We start from the raw sequence: 22420 nt of genomic DNA, 5'->3' as shown, positions 1-22420 counted from the left end.
GGGTTCAGCGCAGCTTTTGCGCCGCAGCCAGGAATTTCGCCCGGTCGTCGGGCTTGTCGATCTGCAGCGCCAGTGCCTTGGCCAGGCCGCCCAGCGTGGTGTGGCGCGCCGATTCCTTGCGCACCAGTGTCTTGGCCAGCGGGCCTATGTACAGGCTCAGCATGCGTTCCAGCTGGGCCTGCAGCTCGGCGCTGAAATACTGCACATTGATGGAGGTCGAGGTCGCGGACGGTCCCGAAGGCGACGACAGTCCCGAGGGCCGACTCATCTCCTGCCGCAGGCCGGACACCGGCGTGGACAGCACGCGGCTGGGCACGCTGGTGGCCCCGGTAGCGCTCGTGGTGCCGGTGCGAAGGCCCGAGGCGCCCAGCGGCGTTGAATGTACGGGCATGCTGGCATTGCGCGGCCGCACAAAGGCTTCGCGCGCCGTGGCGTCCGGGATGGAAACGGCCAGCAGGTCGCGCAGGCCCTGGGCGCTCACCGTGCGCGGCACGGACTTCTTGACCAGCACGCGCGCCAGCGGCCCGATCAGCTTGGCGAGTTCGGTTTCAATGTCGTGCACGACTTCGGGCGTCAGCGAGGCCAGCGCGGCGAAGGAGGCCGTGTGCTCGAACTCCAGGTTGCGCGCCGCGGGCGCCGCCGGGGCGGCGTTCGGGTCCAGCACCGCGTAGATCTCGTGCGAGCGCAGGTGCTTGTCCATGTGCGGGCCGAGGTAGTCGAAATGGCCGGCCGCGCTGTCGGTGATGCGCGAGATCACGTCGTAGTAGGCGCGCGAAACCACCACCTGGTTGGGCCTGGCGAAGTCCATGATGCGCTGGGCCACGTTGATGCCGTCGCCCACCACGTTGACCCGGTTGTTGATGTCGAACACCATGCGGATGGGCCCCAGGTGCAGGCCTACGCGCAGCGACAGCCTGCGGCCGTACTTCTGCGCCAGCAGGTCGCGCAGCAGCAGGGCCGACTGCAGCGCTTCCTCGGGATCGCCCAGGAAGCAGATGGCCGCGCCGTCGCCGGTATCTATCATGATGCGCGAGGACTCTTTCACGCCGCCTATGGCCTTGGTGATCAGCTCGTTGAACAACGACTTGACCACCACCTGCTGGTCCACCGAATAGGTGGAATAGGACACCAGGTCCAGGAACATGATGGTGCCCAGCACGTTCTTGCGCAGGTTTTCGGCGCTGTTGAGCGGGATGGACTGCGAATTGGCCGCGTAGGCGAGTAAGGCGTTGTCGGGCGGCGCAGTGACCGTTTTGGCTTCAACGGGCGCCGCCACGGGCGGGGCAGGGGATGCGGCGGGCACCAGCACGCTGGCCGCGCGCAGGGTTTGCGTCTTCACGAAGTCCGAGCTCAGCAGCGCCTGGCGCAGCGCCGCGATGTCCTGCGGCCGCTGGGTTTCGTTGGGCGTCATCGCCCAGTCGATGGCGCGCAGCAAAGGCGCGCCAAAGACCACCGCGCTGGCGGTGTCGGCGGCCTTGGGCATGCTGTCCTCGCGCACGCGCGAGGCCGACTCCATGGGCTTGTGGCCGGTCGTCATCCAGTACATCACGGCGCCCAGCGAATAGACGTCCGTCCACGGCCCCTGGTGGCCCTTGCTGTGGTATTGCTCGAACGGCGCAAAGCCCGGGCTCACGATGTTGGTCATGTCCTGGTTGCCGGTCAGGCGCCTGGCCGCGCCGAAATCCAGCAGCACCGGCGTGCCGTCGGCGCGGATGTAGATGTTGTCCGGCTTGATGTCGCGGTGCAGGAAGTTCACCTTGTGCACCGCCTCCAGGCCGTCCATCAGCGGATAGACGATCTTCAGCAGGCCTTGCTGGTCCAGCGCGGGCTGTTTGGCCAGCCAGCGCTTGAGCGGGTCGCCCGACTCGTACTCCATGACGATGTAGGCGGTGCCGTTTTCCTTGAAGTAGCGCAGCACCCGCACGATGTTGGGATGGCGAAATGAGGCCAGCGCGCGGGCTTCGTCCAGGAAGCGTTCCAGGCCCCACTGAAACTGGCCCCGGTTTTCGCCGGATCGGACATGGACCGACAGGTCGGCTGCGCGCACGGCCAGGTCGCCCGGAAAATATTCCTTGATGGCCACCGGCAGCTGCAGGTTGATGTCCTGCGCCAGGTAGGTGATGCCGAAACCGCCGCCGCCCAGCATTTTTTCAATGCGGTATTCAAAGACGGTCTGCCCTGGCGCCAACGCGGCCGCATCCCCGCTTCCCGCGGCGTCGGGCCGCACGGGCAGGGTTCGGGTCTTGTCTTCGGGTTCGGTCATGCGTGCGGTGTCGTGGTGTCGGGCAATCCGCTGGTCAGTCGCCGCGGTCAATCATCTGCATGGCTTTTTCCAGGCTGCGGCGCATGCGGTTGAAGGAACTGCCCAGCACAGCCATCTCGTCCTTGCCGCCGTCGGCGAATTCGGGCACCTCGAAGTCGCCGGTGCTGACCTTGTCGGCCGCCTGCGACATGCGGCGTATGGGCCGCACGATGAGCCAGCTCAGCATCAGGTTGAGCACCACGAAGACCACCGCGAACACCACAGCCAGCGAGATCATGAACGTCTTGAAGGTGCGCTCGGCATTGCGGATGGGAATCTCCATGGGCACCGTCACCACCTGCGCACCTATGATTTCATTGTGTTTCCATCCGAAGCCGTTGGCCTCGCCGTAGATCTTGATCATGCTGGCCGGCGCGGCGGCCGGCACGCTGTGGCACTGCAGGCAGGCCGCGTTGGTGATCTGTATGGGCTTGGCGATATACAGCAGCCGGCCCGTGGCCGCGGCGCGCTCCGAGATCAGCTCTTTCGAGTCGGCGTTCTGGCGAAACTGCTGGACGATGTCGGCTTCCCAGTCGGTGGCGCGGTCGCGCGGGTTTGTCGGGTTCAGCGTCGCTTCCTTGTAGCCGTAGTCCCGGTACTTTTTCTGGATGTGGCCCAGGGTTTCGGTGGCGGCGTAGGCCGGCACGGTCTGCGGCAGGAAGACTTCCTCGAGCTGCTTGTCAAGGTGCGGCTTGATCTGCTCCACCGTGTAGGCGCGCACCGAGAGGGCGGTGTCCATCATGAGCCGCGCATTGCGCAGGACTTCCTCGCGAGCGTTTTCCTGCAGCAGTTGGCGCGATATGAATCCGGCGGCGCCGAAGCCGGCCAGGAACACCACGATCAACACCAGATTAAATTTAAGCCTCAATCCCATAGTGCCCCCAACTGTGCGCGTTATGACGGAAAACGTCCTGCCTGCAGGATCAACAAATTGTTACTATTTTAGACTTACCCAGCCCGCATTGTGACCGCCGGTCGGCCCTGATGCACCGGTAGTAATGCCTAAGAAGCCATTGACGGCCTCCACAGGGTTCCGTTCAGACGTCAACAGCTTCCGGGGCTGCAGTGATAATCCCCTGCATGTCATCTACCCCCAAAGTCCTTTTTGGCTTCCATGCTGTCGGCGTGCGTATCAAAACCGCGCCCAAGTCCGTTCTGGAGGTGTTCTTCGACGCTTCGCGCCGTGACGCGCGCATGCGCCAGTTCACGGACCGGGCCCGCGAGGCCGGTATACGGCTGATCGAGTCCGACGGCCTGCGCCTGGCAAAGATGTGCGGCAGCCACGGCCACCAGGGGGTGGTTGCCCGGGTCGATGCGCTGGCTCAGGTCAAGTCGCTCGATGAACTGCTCGAACAACTCGAGGAGGCCGGTGTTGCCCAGCCCCTGCTGCTGGTGCTGGACGGCGTCACCGACCCGCACAACCTGGGCGCCTGCCTGCGCGTGGCCGACGGCGCCGGTGCCCATGCCGTGATCGCCCCCAAGGACCATGCGGCCGGCATCAACGCCACCGTCGCCAAGGTCGCCAGCGGCGCGGCCGAGACCATGCCTTATTTCATGGTCACCAACCTGGCCCGCACCCTGGGCGAGCTCAAGGAGCGCAACATCTGGTGCATAGGCACCAGCGACGACGCCGAAAAAACCATTTACGACGTGGACCTGAAAGGCCCGGTCGCCCTGGTGCTGGGCGCCGAAGGCGAGGGCATGCGCCAGCTCACGCGCAAGACCTGCGACGAACTGGTCAGCATCCCCATGCGCGGCGCGGTGGAAAGCCTCAATGTGTCCGTAGCCAGCGGCGTCTGCCTCTACGAAGCCTTGCGCCAGCGCAGGGCATGATGCCGCAGCGCTTTGACCTCGTCGTCATAGGCGCGAGTTTTGCCGGGCTGGCCTGCGCGCGCGCCGCGGCCCGGGCCGGCCTGCGAGTCGCCGTGGTGGAAAAGAAGTCTTCCTCGGGGGACAAGCTGCACACCACCGGCATCATTGTTAAAGATGCCATAGACACCATCCCCTGGTTGCAGCAGGTACCCGCGGCGCTGGTGCGCCAGGTGGACGGCGTGCGGCTGTATTCGCCCAACCTGCGCCACGTGGACCTGCACGCGCCCGGCTACTACTTCTGGGCCACCGACACTCCGGCGCTGCTGGACTGGATGTGCGCGTCCGTCCAGGCAGACGGCGTCACGCTGCTGGCCGGCACCTTGTTTGAGAGCGCCGCGCGGGACAGCGGCGGTGGCTGGGTCGTGTCGGTCAAATCGGTGGCCTCTCAGGAGCCGGCCGTGCTGCAGGCCGGCTACCTGGTCGGCGCCGACGGCCCGCATTCGCGTGTCGCCAAGGCCTTGGGCCTGTCGCTCAATACCCAGTTCCTGTTCGGCATCGAGCATGAATACGGCCAGGCCCGGCTGGACGTCAACCTGCTGCACTGCTTCATAGACCGCAAGCTCGCCCCCGGCTATATCGGCTGGGCTGTCGCCGGCGTCGGTATCCAGCAGATCGGCCTGGCCCGGCGGATGTCGGCCTCGGGTGTGCCCCCCAAACAGACCTGGATGGACTCTTTCACGGCCAAGATCGCGCCTCACGTCGATGTCGGCAATGCAGCGCCGCTGGCGACGCGCGCCGGCATGATTCCCTGCGGCGGCGTGTTGAAGCGCGTGTCCGATGCGCGCGTCATGCTGGTCGGCGACGCCGCCGGCATGGTGTCGCCGGTCACGGCCGGCGGCATCCATACGGCGCTGGAGCATGGCGACGCGGTGGGCAGCGCCGTGGCGGCGTTTCTGCAAGGTGGCGCGGTCGACGGCGGCGACCCGGCCGATCCGATGCGCGGGCTGGTGCGGAACTACCCGACATTTCGCGCCAAGCGCACGCTGCGCTGGCTGTTTGACCATTTCCAGGCCGACTGGATCTTCAACCTGGCCCTGGACACCGAGCCCATGCGGCAGGCGGCGCGCATGGTGTACTTTCACCGGCGCGGCAAGCCGAAGTAGCTGTTCGGCTGCGGCTCAGATCAACCCGTACCAGCCCAGCAGCGCGCCCGCGCCCAGCAGCCACAGCAAATGGATGCGGGTGCGCCAGACGATGATGGCCGAGGCCGCCGTCACCAGCCATACCGGCCAGTCCTTCAGCGAGCTGCCGTTGGCGCTGGCCAGAATCCAGCTGGTGGCGATCAGCAAGGCCACCACGATGGGCGCCATGCCCTGCTTGAAGGCGCGCACAGCCCGCAGTTCGCGGTTGCGATGGCCCCACTGCGCGGCGGTGTAGGTCAGTGTGGTGCTCGGAATCAGGATGCCCAGCATCGTCATGAACACGCCCAGCAGTCCGGTCAGCATGCCGCCGGCGTTCAGGCCCACGTTCCAGCCCAGCAATGCGATGAACAGCACGTTGGGCCCGGGTGCCGATTGCGCGATGGCGATGGAGGCGTTGAACTGTGCGTCGGTCAGCCAGTGTTGCTTGTCGACCAGGAAGCGGTGCATGTCGGGTGCGGTGGTGATGGCCCCGCCCACCGACAGCAGCGACAGCGAGAGATAGTGCAGGAACAGGTCGAACCAGTCGCGCGCACCGAAGGCCAGATGCAGCGTTTGAAGCGATTCGTTCATGGCTTGAGCTTCCGGTAGGCCAGCACGCAGGCTATGAGGCCCAGGCTCAGCAGCACATAAGCCAGCGGAATGCGCAGCAGTGCGATCGACGCAAAGCACAGCACACCCAGGCCCACGCACAGCCGCATGCCTAGCACGTTCTTCTTGAGTGCGCCGAAAAGCTTGAGGCCAGTCGCGCCGATCAGCCCGGCGGCCACCGCTGCCATGCCGCGCAGCGCGCCCGCCACGCCGGGGTGGCCCGCGAACTGGGCATACAGCACCGCCAGCAGCAGCACCAGCACCAGCGGCACCGTCAGCATGCCGGCCAGCGCCGCGAGCGCGCCCTTGAGGCCGAAATAGCGCCCGCCCACCATCAAGGACAGGTTCACCACATTGGGGCCCGGCATGATTTGCGCCACCGCCCAGTCTTCGATGAATTCCTCGCGCGTCATCCAGCGTTTTTTCTCGACCAGCTCGCGCTGCACGACAGCGAGGACGCCGCCGAAACCCTGCAGGGCCAGCAGCGTGAATGAAACAAAGAGGTCGGTAAGGGACTTGGGTTGCGGATGCTCTTGCGCGGGCGGGAGGCTCATGCGCCCATTATCGCCGCGCCTAGCGCATGGCCCGGTTCGCGCGCAAGAAGCCGAGGCGCTTCATCTGCTATTAAAACAATAGCCCGCCCTTCGCGGTTCACGAGGCCCCCCGCGCTGAGGACTTCCGGAACGTTCAAATCTGTAGCCTTAAAGCTTTAGCTCCCAGGTCTCACCCACCAACTCATGGCCAAAGCCCTGGTAGGGCTCGCTCTTGACCAGTTCGAAGCCGCGCTTCGCATAAATCGCGCGCGCCGCTGTCAGGCAGCTGTTGGTCCAGAGCACCATTTTTTTGTAGCCCTTGGCACGCGCGAAGGCGATGCATTCGTCCGAGAGCCGCCCGCCCAAGCCCAGGCCGCGCGCGCCCGGCGCGAGGATCAGCATGCGCAGCTGCGCCACCGTGGCCGACTTGCGCACCACGAACACCGCGCCCACGCGATCGCCGTCGAGCTCGGCGATCCAGCATTTCTCGCAGTCGGGCCGGTGGTTCTTGAGGTATTTGCCCGCGATGTCGGCCACCAGCGCCTCGAACTCGCTGTTCCAGCCGTATTCACGCGCATAGATTTCACCGTGCTGCTGCACCACCCAGCCCATGTCGCCGGGCCGCGGGTCGCGTAGCACCACCGTGCGCGTCGCCGCGGCCTCGTCCGGGCTGGCCAGCAGGCGCTGCACCGTGCCCATCGCGCTCACCACTTTGTGCTGGTCCTCCGGCGCCAGCGGGGCCAGCAGGGCGGCCGCCTCGTCGCGCGACTGCTGCTGCAGCGGCGCGAATACCTTGTGCCCGGCCTGCGTCAGCTTGAGCAGGCTTTGCCGCGCGTCGGCCGGCGAAGGCACGCGCGCCAGCCAGCCTTTGCTTTCAAAGCGCCGCAGGATGCGGCTTAAGTAGCCTGCGTCCAGCGACAAATCGCGCCCCAGCTCGGTCGCGGTCGGCTGGTCGCGGTGGGCCAGTTCGTAAAGCACACGCACCTCGGTCAGCGAGAACTCGCTGCCCAGGTAAGGGTCCAGCACGCCGATGCGCTGGGTGTAGAAGCGGTTAAAGCCGCGTATTGCCTTGATGTGCGCCGTGGCAGGGGGAGTGGGAAGGGTGGGGGAGCTTGACGTGGCCATGTCGGCTATCGTCAAGCAATTAATTGACAAAGTCAAGTAATTGAATTCCCCGATGGATTCCAATGCCGAGGTCCGGCTTCAGATCACCCTGCGCGGGGCCGCCGTGGCCGCATCGCCGCTGTTGGGCGCACCCGTCGGTTCTATCAGCAGCAGCTGGGCCTCCTGTGCGGCGCGCGGCCGGTGCCGCACGCCGCGCGGCACCACGTAAAGCTGGCCGGGCCTGAGTATCACGGTGGGGCTGCCCTCGATGTCGATGTGCAGTTCTCCCTTGAGCACCAGGAAGAAGTCGTCGCTTTCGGGGTGCGAATGCCAGCTGTACTCGCCTTGCACCTTGACCACCATCACGTCATGGCCGTTGAATTCGCTCACGGTGCGCGGCTGCCAGTGGCCCTCAAAGCTCGCGAGCTTGGCCTGCAGGTCTACGGCGTCTGTTTTCACGGAAAACTCCTCTTGCGTTGTGTTGGAAGAAAGGAGTCTGCTTGTCCGCGCCTGCCGCGTCTTGTACGATTGTTTCATGCACCACGCCCAGGAACCCACTACCCAGGACTGGGCTCGCTTTCGTCCCGGCGCTTTAGCCGGCGTGACGCAGATGAAGGCCCACTTCACTGAACACACGTTTGAGCGCCACAGCCACGAAACCTATTCCATAGGCGTCACCGCCTCCGGCGTGCAGACCTTTCATTGCGGCGGCAGCCTGCATGCCAGCCTGCGCGGCGACGTCATCCTCTTCAACCCCGACGAGCCGCACGACGGCCAGCGCGGCACGCAGGAGGGCTTTGGCTACAGCATGCTTTACGTGGCGCCGCAGGTGGTCGATGAATGCCGCGACAAGGAAGCCGGCCTCGACATGGCGGCCTACTTTCGCCAGCCCGTGGTGCGTGACGCGGCCATGGGCCGCGCGCTGGCGCAGGCCATAGGCGCGGCCGGCCAGGCCCAGGAGTCGCTGCGCGCCGAGGAGCTCACGCGCGACGTGCTGGTGCGGCTGCTGCAGCGTTACGGCGAGCGGCGCAGCGCGGGCGAGGACAGCAAGGCCGCCGGCGCCGTCCGCATGGCCCGCATCCGCGACTACCTGCGCAGCCACTACGACCAGGACATCACCGTCGATGCCCTGGCGCGCGAGGCTGGCCTGTCGCGCGTGCACCTGACCCGCGCCTTCGCCCGACAATTCGGCGTGCCGCCCCATATCTACCTCAATGCCGTGCGCCTGGAACGCGCCCAGTCCGCCATGCTGGCCGGGCAAGGCCTGGCCGAGGTGGCCGCCGCCTGCGGCTTCGCCGACCAGAGCCACTTCAGCCGGCGCTTCAAGGGCAGTGTGGGGCTGGCGCCCGGGGCGTGGCTGCGGCAGATGAGGGCTGGGTTCGTGATGTCATCTTCGTGAGTGCAAAATGACGGTCAACGTCTTCGGCGAGCGGATGGACCCAGGGTGGCCGCTCATCTCCAATCCTGAGTCTCTACATCATGCGCATCGAATACGAAAACAAATTTTCCGATCTTCTGCTTTTTAACGCCGTGCATCAGTTTCGCTCCCCGGTTCTTCAAGGCTTGTATCTGCTCTTTTTTGCTTTGTTCTTTTGGTCGGAATTGAACTATGGGACCACGTCGGCTGCGGCCACTTCTGCCTCTCTTTGGTACCTTGCCATGTGGGTATTACAGTTCGGTTTTAACGCTGCGTACCTTTTTTCAAAAGACAACAAGAGTGTTCTGACGATGCACATTGTTGAAATTCAAGATGAGGCTTTTTTTGAAGAAACAAAGTTCAACAAGTCATTCTTCTATTGGCCGGGAATCGTCAAAGCAGTTTCCCGTCCTGGTTTTGTTGCCGTCTATGTAGCCGCTCACATGGCGCACATCATTCCCAATAGGGCGTTCTCCTCGAAAGAACAAAGAGACCGCTTTTTGGCGTTGGTCAGGGAAAAAATAGATGCTGCTTGAGCCGAGGCCCTACCTGCTGCTAATTCATTGATCCGCCGGACCTATGCGCGTACTCCTCTTGCTCCTGACTCTGCTCATCTATCCCATTTTGTGGGTAGTCGTTGTATGGCGGTTTGGGCAAGTCGAAGGAATCCGTTTTGCCGGAATAGGCGTGTTGCTCATCTGGCTTGAAATGGTGACGGCTTCCCGGTTGTTTCTGCGCTCTGAAGGGCGCGAGATTGCCGTGTTGCGTGGATGGATGAAGTTTCTCGTCGTTTTACCGTTACTGGCTGCAGGGTTGCTGGTTGTCATATATCCGCACGAAGCTGCTTGTATTGGTGGTATTTCTTTGAAGGGCTGCTGACGAGTCGAACGGTCGCGCTTCTTTTCTTTATGTGGAGAACGCGCACCCGGCTGATTTTTAAGTTGATCATTCGCCAAATGAAGAGCCGCTTGCCATCTTCAACCCCCAGGACACACTGACAATGCACGACCTTGTCACTCATCAGGACCAGCGTTCGCTCATCTCGCTCCGGCGGGATGAGATCGACGACCACACCATTCAGGGATTCGTCATCGGTGCGTCGGACGAACTGGTGCTTCTTCAGTATGTCTACGATTTCCACCTCGATGGGCTCATGGTTCTGGCTGTTGCCGACATCACGGAGGTGCGTTGCACTGCAACGGATAGATTCCAACAAACCCTTCTGGATGCGGATGGGCTTGTAGCGCAGGTTCCGTTTGGACTACGAATCAATTTGGAGGACTGGAGCTCCGCCATCGCTGATCTCGCACACAGGTATCCACTGCTGATTCTTGAATGCGAGCGCCTGGAGGCGCCGGACTTCGTGATTGGAAGGGTGAAAGAAATGGCGCATGGCGAGGTGCGGCTGGAGTGTTTTTCAGGCGCCGCAAATTGGGACGATGAGCTGGTGAGCCTCAAGTACGAGGACATCACCTCGTGCCAGGCAGGTACAAATTACACCAATGTCTACCAACGGTACTTTGAGCGAAACGCTGCCTGAGACTCGATGCCACCTTAGGGCGTGAGGTGCTGTTCTGGTGTCTTTGGCCGAAAGCTGTCCATTGCGGCGATGGCCGATGCCGGATAAAACGATGACGACAAACTCTACCCTCCTTGCCCATGACAGACATCACCGTTGAATACCGCCACAACTACCCGCTGGACCCGATTGACGTCGTGCGCGTCTTTGACCAGTCCGGCCTCAAGCGCCCGACGGGCGACCTGCCCCGGATCGCGCGCATGTTTTCCGTGCCCAGCCTGGTGCTGTCGGCCTGGGTGGGCAATGAGTTGGTGGGCCTGAGCCGCTCGCTGACCGACTATGCCTATTGCTGCTACCTCTCGGATCTCGCCGTCGATAAAAAGTACCAGGGCGCCGGCATAGGCAAGGAGCTGATCCGGCGCACGCGCGCCGTGATTGGCGACCAGGTGTCCCTGATACTGCTCTCCGCGCCCGACGCGATGTCTTATTACCCGACGCAGGGATTTGAGCCGGCTGGCAGCGCGTTTCTGATCCGGCGAAAGCACTAAGGCCAGGCGCCACGGCCTGCCGCAAGCGCCTGGGGGCTTTGGAACGCGGCATTCTCCTACAGAATGTTACTTTTGGCTTGGCTATATTGAAGCTGCGGTCCCGTCCAGGGACCGCACTCACTCCTCTGGAATTACCAGTTTCAAGGCCCGGGCCGCCCGGGTTTTTTTTTGCCTGGGTCCTCTTGTGATGCTGTATTTGTACGCAGTCAGCTCAATGTTCACGCCGAGCGTGCGCGAGCCGTTTGCCAGGGCGGGAGATTGAGCGCCGTGAACCTCAGTGCCGTCCTGCCGGTGGATTCCGTCAGCATCGAACGCTTTCGCCTGCTGGTCGATTCCGTGGTGGACTACGGGATATTCATGCTGGATCCGGACGGGCACGTGGTGTCATGGAATGCGGGCGCAACCCGTATCAAGGGCTATACCGCCGATGAGGTGATAGGGCGGCATTTCTCCATGTTTTACACGGACGAGGCGCGGGCCACCGGCTGGCCCCAGCAGGAACTGGCTTTCGCCAAAAAACAGGGCCGCTTCGAGGACGAGGGCTGGAGGGTGCGCAAGGACGGTTCGCGCTTCTGGGCCAACGTGATCATCACCTCGCTGACCGATCCGGACGGGACCCATGCGGGATTCGCCAAGGTGACCCGCGACCTCAGCGAAAGGCGCAGGCAGGAACAGGCCCTGCGCGAAAGCGAAGAGCGGCTGCGCCTGATGGTGGAGGGCGTGCAGGACTATGCGATCTTCATGCTGGACCCCGAGGGCATCATCCAAAGCTGGAACACCGGTGCGCAGATCCTCAAAGGCTACACCGCCGCCGAAGCCATAGGCCGGCACTTCCGCATGTTTTACCGGCCCGAGGAGCTGGCGATCGGCATGCCCGAAAACGAGTTGCGGACGGCGCTTGAAAAAGGCCGCGCGGAAGAAGAGGGCTGGCGCGTGCGCAAGGACGGCACCCGGTTCTGGGCGAATGTGGTCATCACGGCCATCCGCGATGCCGAAGGGCAGTTGCGCGGCTTCGCCAAAATCACCCGCGACATGTCCGAGCGCCGGCGGCTCGAGGAACTGGAGCGCTCCAGCCGACGCATGAATGAATTCCTGGCCATGCTCGCGCATGAGCTGCGCAACCCGCTGGCGCCCATACGCAATGCCGTCACCGTCCTGCAGCTCGAGCCCGCGCCCAGCCCGGTGGTCAAAAACAGCCGCGAGATGATAGACCGCCAGCTGACCCATATGACACGGCTTGTCGACGACCTGCTGGACGTGGGGCGCCTGACCACGGGCAAGATACATCTCAAAAAAGAAACCGTGCTCTACAACCAGGTCCTGAGCCGGGCCGCGGAGGCCATGCGCCCCATGATGGACGCCAGGCACCACACTTTCTCCCTGGAGCTGCCGCAGGACGACGTCTATGTGGACGCCGACAGCATACGGCTGACCCAGGTGGTCCAGAACCTTTTGACCAATGCGGCCAAGTACACGCCATCGGGCGGGCGTATCACGCTGCGCTGCTGGGCGGAAGGGGCCCAGGTGTGGACCGAGGTGTCGGATACCGGGCTGGGCCTTACCAGGACCGCGATCCAGGAGATTTTTGAGCTGTTTTCCCAGGGCGACATGCAGTCGGCCGCCAAGGAAAGCGGCCTGGGCATAGGCTTGACGCTGGCCAAGTCGCTGGTGGAAATGCATGGCGGCGTGCTCAGCGCCGAGAGCGAGGGCCCAGACAGGGGAAGCCGCTTCAAGTTTTCAATTCCCGGGGCCAGCGTCGGCAAGCCGGCGGCTGCCGATGAACCTGCAAAAAAATTCCTGGTCGTTGACGACAACCGGGATGCGGCCGACAGCCTCGCGGAAGTGCTCCGCCTGCTTGGGCATTCGGCCAAGGTTGCTTACAACGGGCCCGACGCGCTGGAGATCGCAAAAACCTACCGGGCGGATGCCGCGCTGGTCGATATCGGCATGCCGGGCATGAATGGGTTTGAAGTCGCCAGCGAGCTGCGCGGCTTGTCGTACGGCCCCGGCATGCTCATTGCCGCCATTACCGGTTACGGCCATGAGGACGACAGGAACCGGACCCTGGCCGGCGGCTTTGACTGCCACCTGGTGAAGCCGGTCGATTTTCCTTCCCTGGAAGACCTGATCCAGCGCCTGGACTGACCTGGCTGAGCGCCTAGCGGGACAGAGGCGCCTCCGCCAGCAGCCTGCCCATGGCCTGCTCGAATGCGGCGTCTTCCCTGCATTGCTCTAATTCCGCGGCAGTTGGCGCGGGGCCGGTGCCTTGCCGGTGCGCGGCTATCCTCGCCGCCAGGCTGTTATGACGCTCCTCACGCGCTGCACCGTCGGCATGCCGGGTTTTCTCGAGGGTGGCATCCCCGGGAAGGGGCAAACGGGTGGGCAAAACGGCGGGCATGTATTTCCTTGGGTGTTGACTGAATGCTGACACGTCGGGCGCCGGCGCGCCATGGCATTTTGCACACCTTGAGTGAGTAGTTTCCCGAGAGGCCGAGGCGAGGCCCGTGGAAGCGCAATATGTCACGGAGGGGGGATTCGCCACTTTCCGGGGCGTTTCGGATTAAGCCGGCGGCGGCCAGGCGCGGTTTTGAGGCGCAAAACAGGAACTAATTTCGGTGAAAAATTCCGTTTCCTCCCGAAGCTGTTGACGCGCCCTTGCCATAAAGCATCATCCAGCCATCGCTGATTCAGCTGCCTTGCAGGACTCACATCACAAGCCATGGGTACGTTTACTTCCCAGCCGGAACTTCCTGAAAAAGTAGCGCTCGCCTTTGTCGATGCAACGGATGCGCGGTGGTCGATCCCGCAGGTTGAGCTCTATGAAAAAGAGGCCCTGGTGATGGTGACGGTTGAAACACTGGCATCAGACGGGAAGGACGTCGATGTGGGAATCAAACAAGCTGTTGCGCGGGCGCTCAACAAATTGATCCCCCCTGATTCCGACCACAAGTTCGGGCTTTGGATGGTGGTCTTCTGCTGCGAAGGCCATGTCTACGACACGATTCATCCGAGTGAATTTAATGACTGAATGCAAAGAACGGCCCTTGGTGGCCGTTTCTCATTTTGGCGGCGGTGCATCGCCATGACAGCTTTCGAACGGCAGAGGGGCGCGTCGGCGTTTGCCCAAGGGCTGGTTTTGCCGGTAACTTTTTTTTGAACTTGTTAACCCCGCTGTAACAGTTGCTTCGTTTCATACGGCTCCACCACTTTTACGGAGCAATCGTGAATCCGAAAATTTTTGCCTCTTCGACCACAGGGCGGCTGCGGCGCCTCGAATGGCTCGTCGGCCAGTTGAGGCGATACCTGGAAGGTCCCGGTTTTTTTGACAGCGGGCCCAGGCCGGCCGTGAATCGCTACATGGCCTTTGGTTTTTCCATGGGTTTCACCCGCGCGGAGCTGCAAGCGTCTTTGATTTCAATGCCGGAGCTCCAACCCGTCGCCGCCAGCCTGTCGGATGAAGAGGTGACCCAGGGGAAGCCGGAGCCGGAATTTTTTCAGGGCCAACTCGTTGAGGTTCTTGCCCATGCGGGTAATCCCTCCTACCGCGTGGCACCGGTGCGGGGCCGGAACTGGCACCACCAGCAAGGCCGGTGGGTTTTCTTTCTTGAGGAGCAGGGCCGGAAAGTGAGCAAGCGTTATGAGGCAAAGGACCTCCGCGCCGCCGGGGCCGGTACGGCCATGGGCGAAGGCCACCGCCAAGGCGCGGGCGGAGATCACACATGACGGGCCGGGATCGGAGCCGTGCCAAACCGGCGTTGCCTGCGCGGGCTACCGTTTCCTTTTTTGTGGTTTACCTGCTCTTGGGCCTGCAAAAGGTGCAGACGCAGAGTGTCTCGTTTCCCGGACGTCTGGACCTGGCTCTCATATCCGGGATCCTGGTCTATAGCCTGCGGTTGCAACATATAAGGCGGCTGAAATGATGGCGGGCCGGCGTGGCCCAGGCCGCACATGCGCCGTCCCAGGCCCAGCGCAGTCTGTCTGTACTCCATTTCATGAAAGAGGTTTTCCGATGTTTATCCGAACCATGGTCTGTGCCTTGGGTGTTTTTTTTCTGGCGGGATGCGCGGGGCCAGGTGCGCATCTTCCCGTACAAGTACCCACGGAAGAGCAAGCCGCCATTACCATATACCGGCCAGGCGGATTCGTGAACGGCGCGGGCTATCCCTACGTCTACGTTGACGACGCCAAGGTCGGCCGCCTGATGAATGCGGGCCACCTTTTTTTCGGCGTTTCGCCAGGAAGCCACAAGTTGACTTTGCAAAACATTTGGTGGTGGGACGGCAAACAGGAGCTCACATTTGATGCCCAGAGTGGACAGCGCCGCTATTACCGTGTGCTTTCGCGCTTCAACTCAGCCATGGTCATCCGCCCCATGCTCATGGTTTCAAAGACAGTGCTAATCGAGGAAGTGCCGGAAGCCGAAGCCCTGCCGGAGCTTGCAAAGACGACCCGGTCCGACTAGTTTGGGCTGGGGCCATCGTTTCGGCATTCCTATCCCGGCGCAAAGCAGTTCACGGGGGCGAATACAACACCATCGGTTGTTTTTGCCTGCGCCGGTCCATTTTGAGGAGACGGCGCGCAGGCTGCACACCTAGAATCGTTTGAGCTCAGGTTCCGTTTCGCCGTCGTCCTTTCAGCACACTTTAAAAATGAATTGTTTTAAACATGGTCCGGCACCGGCCGTGGGTTTATGCAAAACCTGCTTCAGGGCGGTTTGTCCCGAATGTGCCGTAGACGTTGGAAATGGGCTCGCCTGCAAAGGCGCATGTGAGGCCAAGGTGCTTGAGCTCAATGAAATGTGGGATCGAAGTGCAAAGATCTACGGGATAGGCGCTTACAAGTCGCGCATGCCTTCGACCGGCGTCCTGCTCTGGTTGCTGCTCTCCCTGGTGATGTGGGGGACCGCGGCGGTCTCTTACTTCCTCAAGGACGAAATTGATACGGCATCTATTGTCACGGCCGTAATTTTTACGATCGCCCTCGGCTTGGTTTATTGGAGTTCCCGCAGGACCGGCCTGAAATGCTAGCGTGTGTGAGTTCCCTTATGCCGCTCAAGGCGGCGTGCCTCGCCTGCCCATTGACGGCCGCTTGTCTCCAGAGTTAGGCCTCAAACAATGCCCCAGCACAACGAACTGCCGCTCATGCTGTACACAAGCAAGCGAAAGATGCTGGGCGTCCTGTTCGGCTCGCTCCTGTTCGTGGCGGGCGGCGTGTTCCTGTTGGACAAGGAGCCGTTGACAGGGTGGATGAGCATCGCATTCTTCGGGCTGTGTGCGGTGGTCGGCGCGGTGAACCTGCATCCACGGGCCTCCTGCCTTGAACTGACGGAGCAGGGCTTTGCGTTCACGAGCCTGTTTCGGCGAGCCTTTGTGCCTTGGCGCGATGTCCGGGGCTTTATGCCGATACGTATTCAGATGAATCAGATGGTAGGCTGGAACTATGCCACTGATTTTCAGGGCAGCGTGAAGATGCGTAAGGTTTCAACCACGCTGGCCGGCGTCGAGGCTGCTTTTCCGGACACCTATGGCATGGACGCCGAAGAGTTGGCCGCGCTGTTGAATGCTCTCCGAGCCAGGTACCAGGCGTGAGGCCCGAACTTGCCATCGTGCCGGCGGCTGCCGGCAAGTGCTAGTCCGGCCGTTTTCGGGATTCACATTGCAGCCTGCTTGCGATCAAAACGGAGACCAGGTGTACGTCGGTGGCACAGGACGCAGTGAAGGGGGTACACATATGCGCTTCCTGTCACCCACGGAGTTCTCTGTTCCAATGGGCATGCATGGCGTAGAGTGCTATAGCAAGGTCCCCGGTGAAAGTTAGCGCACGGCGCTTGGTCGGCCGTTCGTATCCAGTCAATAAAGTGGATGCTATCCCCACACATCAAAACATGAAAAATTCAAACCTCAAGCTGTGGATATGGGGCGCCTTGCTGGTGCCTTTGCTGTTCGTGCCAAGCAGCCATGCGCAAGTCTATAAATGGGTAGATGCCAAGGGGCAAACCCATTATTCCGCGAACAAGGATGATGCGGGCGCGGCCAGGACAGACGTCGTGAAGTTGCCAACGCAGCCGGCACAGGCCCCAATCGCCAAACCCTCAACTGAATACCTGCGTGAATCCAGCAAACAAAGCCAATCATCTTCGCCGGAGAGCGGAGTGGACACGTCACTCCCGCCAAAGCCTCCCCGTTCACTCTCAGGGGGCAAAGAAGATGGCACTGATGCGTCACGATGCGTGCTTGCCCGTGATGTTCTGAGCGGCGCAGTCAGGCACAGCAATGGAAAACCCACGGACAAATATGATCTTGAGGTTGCGCAGAATGATGTGCGCGCGTTTTGCCGCCAGCGGTAGCGCCGGCGTTTTCCCGGAAGCCGCAATTCCACGCCAATGAAACCGCCCCTCGGGGCAATTCCTCGTATCGCATGCGAATCACGGCCCGGGTTCCTCCTGCCTCGCCCGCTGCTCCTTCTTCGACCCGACCATTTTCCCGGTATCAACCTGGCGGTATACATTACGTTAGATGATGAACACACTCGCCCTATGCGTCGTCGTTCTGACCGTGGCGAACATTGCCCTCACTGCATGGGTTGCACTCATGCCGGCACTCACTACGACTCAGAAGGTCCTTCAATGCCTGATCGTGTGGTTACTGCCTATCCTCGGAACAGTCTGCGTTTTGCTTGTGCACTTTACCGACGCAGGGCCTCGCAGACGCAAAACGCCTCCGCCAGGTGATGGTTCTGATCCAATGCCAGGAGGCGCTCAATGAGCGAGCTGGTTTCCTCGCTGGCTGTCAGTTCGCCGAGCATGTCCAGGCCAGCAAGCCAAACAATCAGGATCGTCCCAATCCCCATGAGGACTTAGCTGGCCATCACGATCGAGCCTCCCCATGCATCAGCGCGTGCACCTTGGCGGCCGAGTCCAACAGTGTCGGTTTGACCCCTGAACTGCCCAATATGACGGCCGTCGTCTTCCAGTTGTCCGCGTCGTAGTTCCCCTCGATCAGCTTGTGCAAGCCTCGCGGCTTCAAAACGTCTGCGGCCTTGGAAGGCGCCTTGCCCGCGTCGTGGTCCTTCTTGTAGCGGCCCGTGATCTCTTCCTGTTGGGCCTTGGTTAGTCCCTGAATGAGTTCGCCGACCGATAGATGTGCCTCATCGGTCAGCTGGTCGTTGAGATCGCGCTCCGCGTCCCAAGCGTCCGCTTCCGCCGCTCCTAAACCGACATCCCCCCAGACACCTCAATCACCGCCCCGTTGACATAACTCGCCTCGTCGCTTGCGAGGAAAGCGTAGACATTGGCAATCTCCTCAGGCCGGCCCAGGCGCTTGAGCGGCACGTGGGCTTCCATTTCTTTCAGGACTTTCTCGGGGATGGTGTCCAGGATGTGCGTGGCCACAAAACCCGGTGCGACGGCGTTGACGCGCACGCCCTTGGGGCCCAGTTCGCGGCTCCATGTTTTGGTGAAACCGATCACGCCGAACTTGCTGGCGGCGTAGTTGGTCTGGCCGAAGTTGCCGTAAATGCCGACGACGGAGCTCGCATTGAGGATCACGCCGCTGCCCTGGGCCACCATGGTGTCGGCCACGGCTTGTGCGCAGTGAAAAACGCCGCGCAGGTTGACGTCTATGACTTTGTCGAATTGTTCCAGCGTCATTTTCTGCAGGCGGGCGTCCTGGGTGATGCCGGCGTTGTTGACCAGCACGTCGATGCGGCCGAACTGGTCTTTGACCTTGCCGACCACGGCGTCGACCATGGCGCGCTGGGTCACGTCCATCACAAATCCCATGGCCTGGGCGCCCAAGGCCTGGCACTGCTTGACGGCGTCGTCGACGCCGGCCTGCTTGACGTCGCAGATGATGACGGTGGCGCCTTCTGTCGCGAACTTGAGGGCGGTGGCCAGGCCTATGCCCTGAGCGGCGCCGGTGATGAGGCTGATCTTGTTCTGGAGTCTTGGCATGAAATGGTCGGATGAGGTGAATGAAAAAAGGGGCGAGGCGCCGTTCAATATACAGGCTGGTGTCTGCGGATCGTGTCCTTGACTGTGTCGCTGAGCGCAAAACCGGAGCCGTGCTTGGCGGCCAGTTCGGCACAGCGTTTGGCAAAGGCCTCAAACCCCATGCCGTAAATGAACTGCATGGCGCCGCCCGTCCAGGCCGGAAAGCCTATGCCGAAGATGGAGCCAATGTTCGCGTCGTGCACCGTGGTCAGCACGCCTTCGCTCAGGCAGCGGGCGGTCTCCACGGCCTGGCGGTAGAGCAGGCGGTCCTTGAGTTCCTGGATCTCCCAGGCCATGCCGGGTTTCTCGAACAGGGCCTTGAGCTCGGGCCACAGCTGCTTTTTCGCGCCGGGCTCTGTGGGGTAGTCGTAAAAGCCACCGCCGGCCGCGCGGCCGGGGCGCTTGAGTTTTTTCACCATGCGCTCGACCAGCAGTTCGCCGGGCGTTGCCGTGTAGGTCTTGCCTTCGGCCGTGAAGTCGGTGCGGGTCTGGTCCAGCACGTGCACGCTCAGCGAGAGCGCGGTTTCATCAAGGACGGCCAGCGGGCCCACGGGCATGCCGGCCTGGATGCCGGCGTTCTCGATGGCGGCGGCGGGAATGCCTTCGCCCAGCATGGCCGCGCCTTCCATCACAAAGGTGCCGAAGGTGCGGCTGGTGTAAAAGCCGCGCGAGTCGTTGACGACGATGGGGATCTTGCCCAGGGCCTGCACATAGTCGAAGGCGCGGGCCACGGTTTCGTCATCGGTTTGTTTGCCGCGGATGATCTCGACCAGCTTCATCTTGTCGACCGGGCTGAAGAAGTGGATACCTATGAATTTTTCAGGGCGGTCGCTGGCCGTAGCCAGGCTGGAAATCGGCAGGGTGGAGGTATTGGAGGCAAAAAAGCCGCCGGGCGCGAGCAGCGGTTCGGCCTCCTGCGTGACCTTGGCCTTGAGGTCGCGCCGCTCGAACACGGCCTCGATGATGAGTTCGCAGCCGGACAGGTCGGCGGCCTGGCCGGTCGCGGTGATGCGCGCGAGCAGGGCGCTTTGCTCGGCGGCCGTCATGCGGCCTTTCTCGACGCGCGGCGCGGTGATCTTGCCGCTGTAGGCCTTGCCGGCCTCGGCCTTGTCCTGGCTGACGTCCTTGAGCACGGTAGCGATGCCCCGGCTGGCCTGCGCATAGGCGATGCCCGCGCCCATCATGCCGGCGCCCAGGATGCCAACCTTGTTGGGTTTGAACCTGGGCACCCGCGCCGGGCGCGACTGCCCGCTCTTGATGGCGTTCAGGTTGAAGAAAAAGGTGTTGATCATGGCCTTGGCATTGCTGCCGGTCATGAGCCTGGCGAGGTAGCGGCTTTCAATGCGCAAGGCGGTTTCCAGGTCCACCTGCGTGCCTTCGACCATGCACGCCAGGATGGCTTCGGGCGCGGGGTACAGGCCGCGCGTCTGCTTTTTGAGCATGGCGGGCGCGACGCTGAGGGCCGCGGCGATCTTGGGGTTGGCGGGCGTGCCGCCCGGGATTTTGTAGTCCTTGGCTTCCCAGGGGTGTTGCGCCTGGGGGTTGGCGGCCAGCCAGGCCAGGGCCTTGGCGCGCAACTCGCCCGCGTCGGCCACCAGTTCATGCACCAGGCCCAACTCCAGCGCCTGGCGTGGGCCAAAGGTCTTGCCCTCGACCAGGTAGGGCTGGGCGCCCATCAGGCCCAGGTGGCGCGTCATCTTGGTCACGCCGCTGGCGCCGGGCAGCAGGCCCAGGGTCACCTCGGGCAGGCCGAACTGGGTTTTGGGGTCGTCCACCGCCACGCGGTAGTGGCCGACCAGCGCGACCTCCCAGCCGCCGCCCAGCGCCGTGCCGTTGAGGCAGCTGGCCACGGGAATGCCCAGGGTTTCCAGGGTGCGGAAGTTTTTCTTGACGCGCTCGACTTCGGCATAGGCCTTGGGCGCGTCAGCCGGCGTGAGGCGCATCACCGCCTTGAGGTCGGCGCCGGCAAAAAAAGTGGATTTGGCCGACGCCAGGATGATGCCCTTCAGCGCAGCTTTGTCTTTCACCACCTGGGCGGTGACTTCGCTGAGGTCCTCCTGCCACTGCAGGCACATGGTGTTGACGGGGGAGTTGGGCTCGTCAAAGGTGATGGTGGCGATGCCATCGTCGATCTGGTACTGGATGGTCTTCATGGCGTTCAGACTCTTTCCACAATGGTGGCAATGCCCATGCCGCCGCCCACACACAGCGTGGCCAGGCCGTAGCGCAGCTTGCGCCTGTGCAGCTCGTCGACCAGCGTGCCCAAAATCATCGCACCGGTAGCGCCTAGCGGGTGGCCCATGGCGATGGCGCCGCCGTTCACGTTGACCTTGTCGTGCGGCACCTTCATCTCTTTCATGAAGCGCATCACCACGGCGGCAAAGGCCTCGTTGACTTCGAACAGATCGATCTGCTCCACCGTGAGGCCGGCCTTGGCCAGGGCCTTGCGCGTAGCCGGCATGGGGCCGGTCAACATGATGGTGGGATCGGCGCCGCTGAGCGCCGCGGCGACGATGCGGGCGCGCGGCTTGAGGCCGTGGGTTTTGCCGGCGGCTTCCGAGCCCACCAGCACGGCGGCCGCGCCGTCGACGATGCCTGAAGAATTGCCGGCATGGTGCACATGTTGTATGCGCTCGACCTGCGGGTAGCGCTGCAGCGCCACGGCGTCAAAACCCATGGCGCCCAGCTGGTCGAAGGCGGGCCTGAGCGAGGCCAGGCCTTCGAGCGTGGTTTGCGGCTTGATGAATTCGTCTTCGCCCAGGATGGTCTGGCCCAGGAAGTCCTTGACCGGAACGATGGAGTTGGCAAAGTAGCCGGCAGCACGCGCCCTGGCGGCGCGTTGCTGGCTTTCGAGCGCGAAAGTGTCCACGTCGGCGCGGCTGAAGCCTTCGAGCGTGGCGATCAGGTCGGCGCCTATGCCTTGCGGCACAAACAGGGTTGCGCTGTTGGTTTCGGGGTCTTGCGCCCAGGCGCCGCCGTCGGCGCCAATTGGTACGCGGCTCATGCTTTCAACGCCGCCAGCCACCACCAGCTCTTCCCAGCCGGAGCGCACTTTCTGCGCGGCCAGATTGACGGCCTCCAGGCCCGAGGCGCAAAAGCGGTTGATTTGCACACCGGATGCGCGGAAGTCCCAGCCGGCCTTGAGCGCAGCTACCTTGGCAATGACGGCGCCCTGTTCGCCCACGGGTGAAACCACGCCCATGACCACGTCGTCGACGGCCGCGGTGTCAAAGCCGTTGCGCTTTTGCAAATCCGCCAGCACGCCGGCCAGCAGGTTGACGGGCTTGACCTCATGCAGGCTGCCGTCTTTTTTGCCCTTGCCGCGCGGCGTGCGGATGGCGTCGTAGATAAAGGCTTCGGTGCTCATGGGTTTTTCCTCGGGGGAGGGCGGGGATGATTCGGAGC

At 62.7% G+C, this 22420-nt stretch carries 23 protein-coding genes; 14 read left to right on the top strand and 9 right to left on the bottom strand.

The annotated features are described in order from the left end of the window. Positions 1–4 precede the first annotated feature (4 nt). The gene (locus ACEN8I_RS21885) at positions 5–2263 is read right to left on the bottom strand and encodes a protein kinase domain-containing protein (RefSeq protein WP_413330720.1); all 2259 of its coding nucleotides are present in this window, start codon (positions 2261–2263) and stop codon (positions 5–7) included. A gap of 34 nt (positions 2264–2297) precedes the next feature. Then, positions 2298–3176, bottom strand: a complete 879-nt coding sequence (locus ACEN8I_RS21880) for a DUF3365 domain-containing protein (RefSeq protein ID WP_413330719.1) — start codon at positions 3174–3176, stop codon at positions 2298–2300. 206 nt (positions 3177–3382) lie between these two features. On the opposite strand from ACEN8I_RS21880, the gene rlmB reads away from it, so the two are divergent. After that, complete coding sequence (gene rlmB, locus ACEN8I_RS21875) at positions 3383–4135, top strand: 23S rRNA (guanosine(2251)-2'-O)-methyltransferase RlmB (protein ID WP_413330718.1); 753 nt, start codon at positions 3383–3385, stop codon at positions 4133–4135. Further along, complete coding sequence (locus ACEN8I_RS21870) at positions 4132–5277, top strand: NAD(P)/FAD-dependent oxidoreductase (RefSeq protein WP_413330717.1); 1146 nt, start codon at positions 4132–4134, stop codon at positions 5275–5277. The genes rlmB and ACEN8I_RS21870 overlap by 4 nt, the downstream gene beginning before the upstream one ends. A gap of 15 nt (positions 5278–5292) precedes the next feature. Here ACEN8I_RS21870 and ACEN8I_RS21865 read toward each other — a convergent pair whose 3' ends face one another. The 4 genes from ACEN8I_RS21865 to ACEN8I_RS21850 form a co-directional block, all read right to left on the bottom strand. Next, entirely contained in the window at positions 5293–5886 is a 594-nt protein-coding gene (locus ACEN8I_RS21865) for a chromate transporter (protein ID WP_413330716.1), read from the bottom strand. Beyond that, entirely contained in the window at positions 5883–6458 is a 576-nt protein-coding gene (locus tag ACEN8I_RS21860; protein WP_413330715.1) for a chromate transporter, read from the bottom strand. The genes ACEN8I_RS21865 and ACEN8I_RS21860 overlap by 4 nt, the downstream gene beginning before the upstream one ends. Before the next feature lie 147 nt (positions 6459–6605). After that, the gene (locus tag ACEN8I_RS21855; RefSeq protein ID WP_413330714.1) at positions 6606–7562 is read right to left on the bottom strand and encodes a GNAT family N-acetyltransferase; all 957 of its coding nucleotides are present in this window, start codon (positions 7560–7562) and stop codon (positions 6606–6608) included. 78 nt (positions 7563–7640) lie between these two features. Further along, the gene (locus ACEN8I_RS21850) at positions 7641–8000 is read right to left on the bottom strand and encodes a cupin domain-containing protein (RefSeq protein WP_413330713.1); all 360 of its coding nucleotides are present in this window, start codon (positions 7998–8000) and stop codon (positions 7641–7643) included. Positions 8001–8076: 76 nt separating this feature from the next. Here ACEN8I_RS21850 and ACEN8I_RS21845 point away from each other — a divergent pair, with 76 nt between their 5' ends. The 12 genes from ACEN8I_RS21845 (at position 8077) to ACEN8I_RS21790 (ending at position 17371) form a co-directional block, all read left to right on the top strand. Continuing rightward, entirely contained in the window at positions 8077–8940 is an 864-nt protein-coding gene (locus ACEN8I_RS21845) for an AraC family ligand binding domain-containing protein (protein WP_413330712.1), read from the top strand. Between the two features lie 80 nt (positions 8941–9020). Beyond that, on the top strand, positions 9021–9494 hold the full coding sequence (locus ACEN8I_RS21840; protein ID WP_413330711.1) for a YcxB family protein: 474 nt from the start codon (positions 9021–9023) through the stop codon (positions 9492–9494). Between the two features lie 43 nt (positions 9495–9537). Continuing rightward, on the top strand, positions 9538–9837 hold the full coding sequence (locus tag ACEN8I_RS21835) for a hypothetical protein (RefSeq protein WP_413330710.1): 300 nt from the start codon (positions 9538–9540) through the stop codon (positions 9835–9837). A 121-nt stretch (positions 9838–9958) separates the two neighbouring features. Next, positions 9959–10498 carry a hypothetical protein gene (locus ACEN8I_RS21830; protein ID WP_413330709.1) on the top strand — a complete coding sequence of 180 codons (540 nt, stop codon included), beginning with the start codon at positions 9959–9961 and terminating at the stop codon, positions 10496–10498. Positions 10499–10617: 119 nt separating this feature from the next. Beyond that, complete coding sequence (locus ACEN8I_RS21825) at positions 10618–11025, top strand: GNAT family N-acetyltransferase (RefSeq protein ID WP_413330708.1); 408 nt, start codon at positions 10618–10620, stop codon at positions 11023–11025. A 267-nt stretch (positions 11026–11292) separates the two neighbouring features. Next, positions 11293–13170 (top strand): PAS domain S-box protein, encoded by a 1878-nt coding sequence (locus tag ACEN8I_RS21820; protein WP_413330707.1) that lies wholly within the window; start codon positions 11293–11295, stop codon positions 13168–13170. Between the two features lie 574 nt (positions 13171–13744). Next, complete coding sequence (locus ACEN8I_RS21815; RefSeq protein ID WP_413330706.1) at positions 13745–14053, top strand: hypothetical protein; 309 nt, start codon at positions 13745–13747, stop codon at positions 14051–14053. Positions 14054–14247: 194 nt separating this feature from the next. Next, positions 14248–14748 carry a hypothetical protein gene (locus tag ACEN8I_RS21810; RefSeq protein ID WP_413330705.1) on the top strand — a complete coding sequence of 167 codons (501 nt, stop codon included), beginning with the start codon at positions 14248–14250 and terminating at the stop codon, positions 14746–14748. Positions 14749–15034: 286 nt separating this feature from the next. Continuing rightward, the gene (locus ACEN8I_RS21805) at positions 15035–15487 is read left to right on the top strand and encodes a DUF2846 domain-containing protein (protein WP_413330704.1); all 453 of its coding nucleotides are present in this window, start codon (positions 15035–15037) and stop codon (positions 15485–15487) included. Positions 15488–15674: 187 nt separating this feature from the next. Continuing rightward, complete coding sequence (locus ACEN8I_RS21800) at positions 15675–16052, top strand: hypothetical protein (protein WP_413330703.1); 378 nt, start codon at positions 15675–15677, stop codon at positions 16050–16052. Positions 16053–16139: 87 nt separating this feature from the next. Continuing rightward, complete coding sequence (locus tag ACEN8I_RS21795) at positions 16140–16613, top strand: STM3941 family protein (RefSeq protein WP_413330702.1); 474 nt, start codon at positions 16140–16142, stop codon at positions 16611–16613. 296 nt (positions 16614–16909) lie between these two features. Then, positions 16910–17371 carry a DUF4124 domain-containing protein gene (locus tag ACEN8I_RS21790; protein ID WP_413330701.1) on the top strand — a complete coding sequence of 154 codons (462 nt, stop codon included), beginning with the start codon at positions 16910–16912 and terminating at the stop codon, positions 17369–17371. Between the two features lie 861 nt (positions 17372–18232). Here the strand turns inward: ACEN8I_RS21790 and fabG are convergent. From fabG to ACEN8I_RS21775, 3 genes are read right to left on the bottom strand one after another with little or no spacing between them, the layout of a single operon-like run. Beyond that, a complete protein-coding gene (fabG, locus tag ACEN8I_RS21785; RefSeq protein ID WP_413330700.1) occupies positions 18233–18976 on the bottom strand; it encodes a 3-oxoacyl-[acyl-carrier-protein] reductase in 744 nt (247 codons plus the stop codon). A 44-nt stretch (positions 18977–19020) separates the two neighbouring features. Further along, positions 19021–21168, bottom strand: a complete 2148-nt coding sequence (locus tag ACEN8I_RS21780) for a 3-hydroxyacyl-CoA dehydrogenase NAD-binding domain-containing protein (RefSeq protein WP_413330699.1) — start codon at positions 21166–21168, stop codon at positions 19021–19023. Positions 21169–21173: 5 nt separating this feature from the next. Further along, entirely contained in the window at positions 21174–22382 is a 1209-nt protein-coding gene (locus ACEN8I_RS21775) for an acetyl-CoA C-acetyltransferase (protein ID WP_413330698.1), read from the bottom strand. Positions 22383–22420: the final 38 nt, after the last annotated feature.

The organism is Polaromonas sp. CT11-55 (assembly GCF_047303325.1).
Taxonomy (GTDB): Bacteria; Pseudomonadota; Gammaproteobacteria; order Burkholderiales; family Burkholderiaceae_C; genus Polaromonas.
The sequence above is the reverse complement of the archived record's forward strand: the minus strand, read 5'-3'. Positions and strand labels throughout refer to the sequence as shown.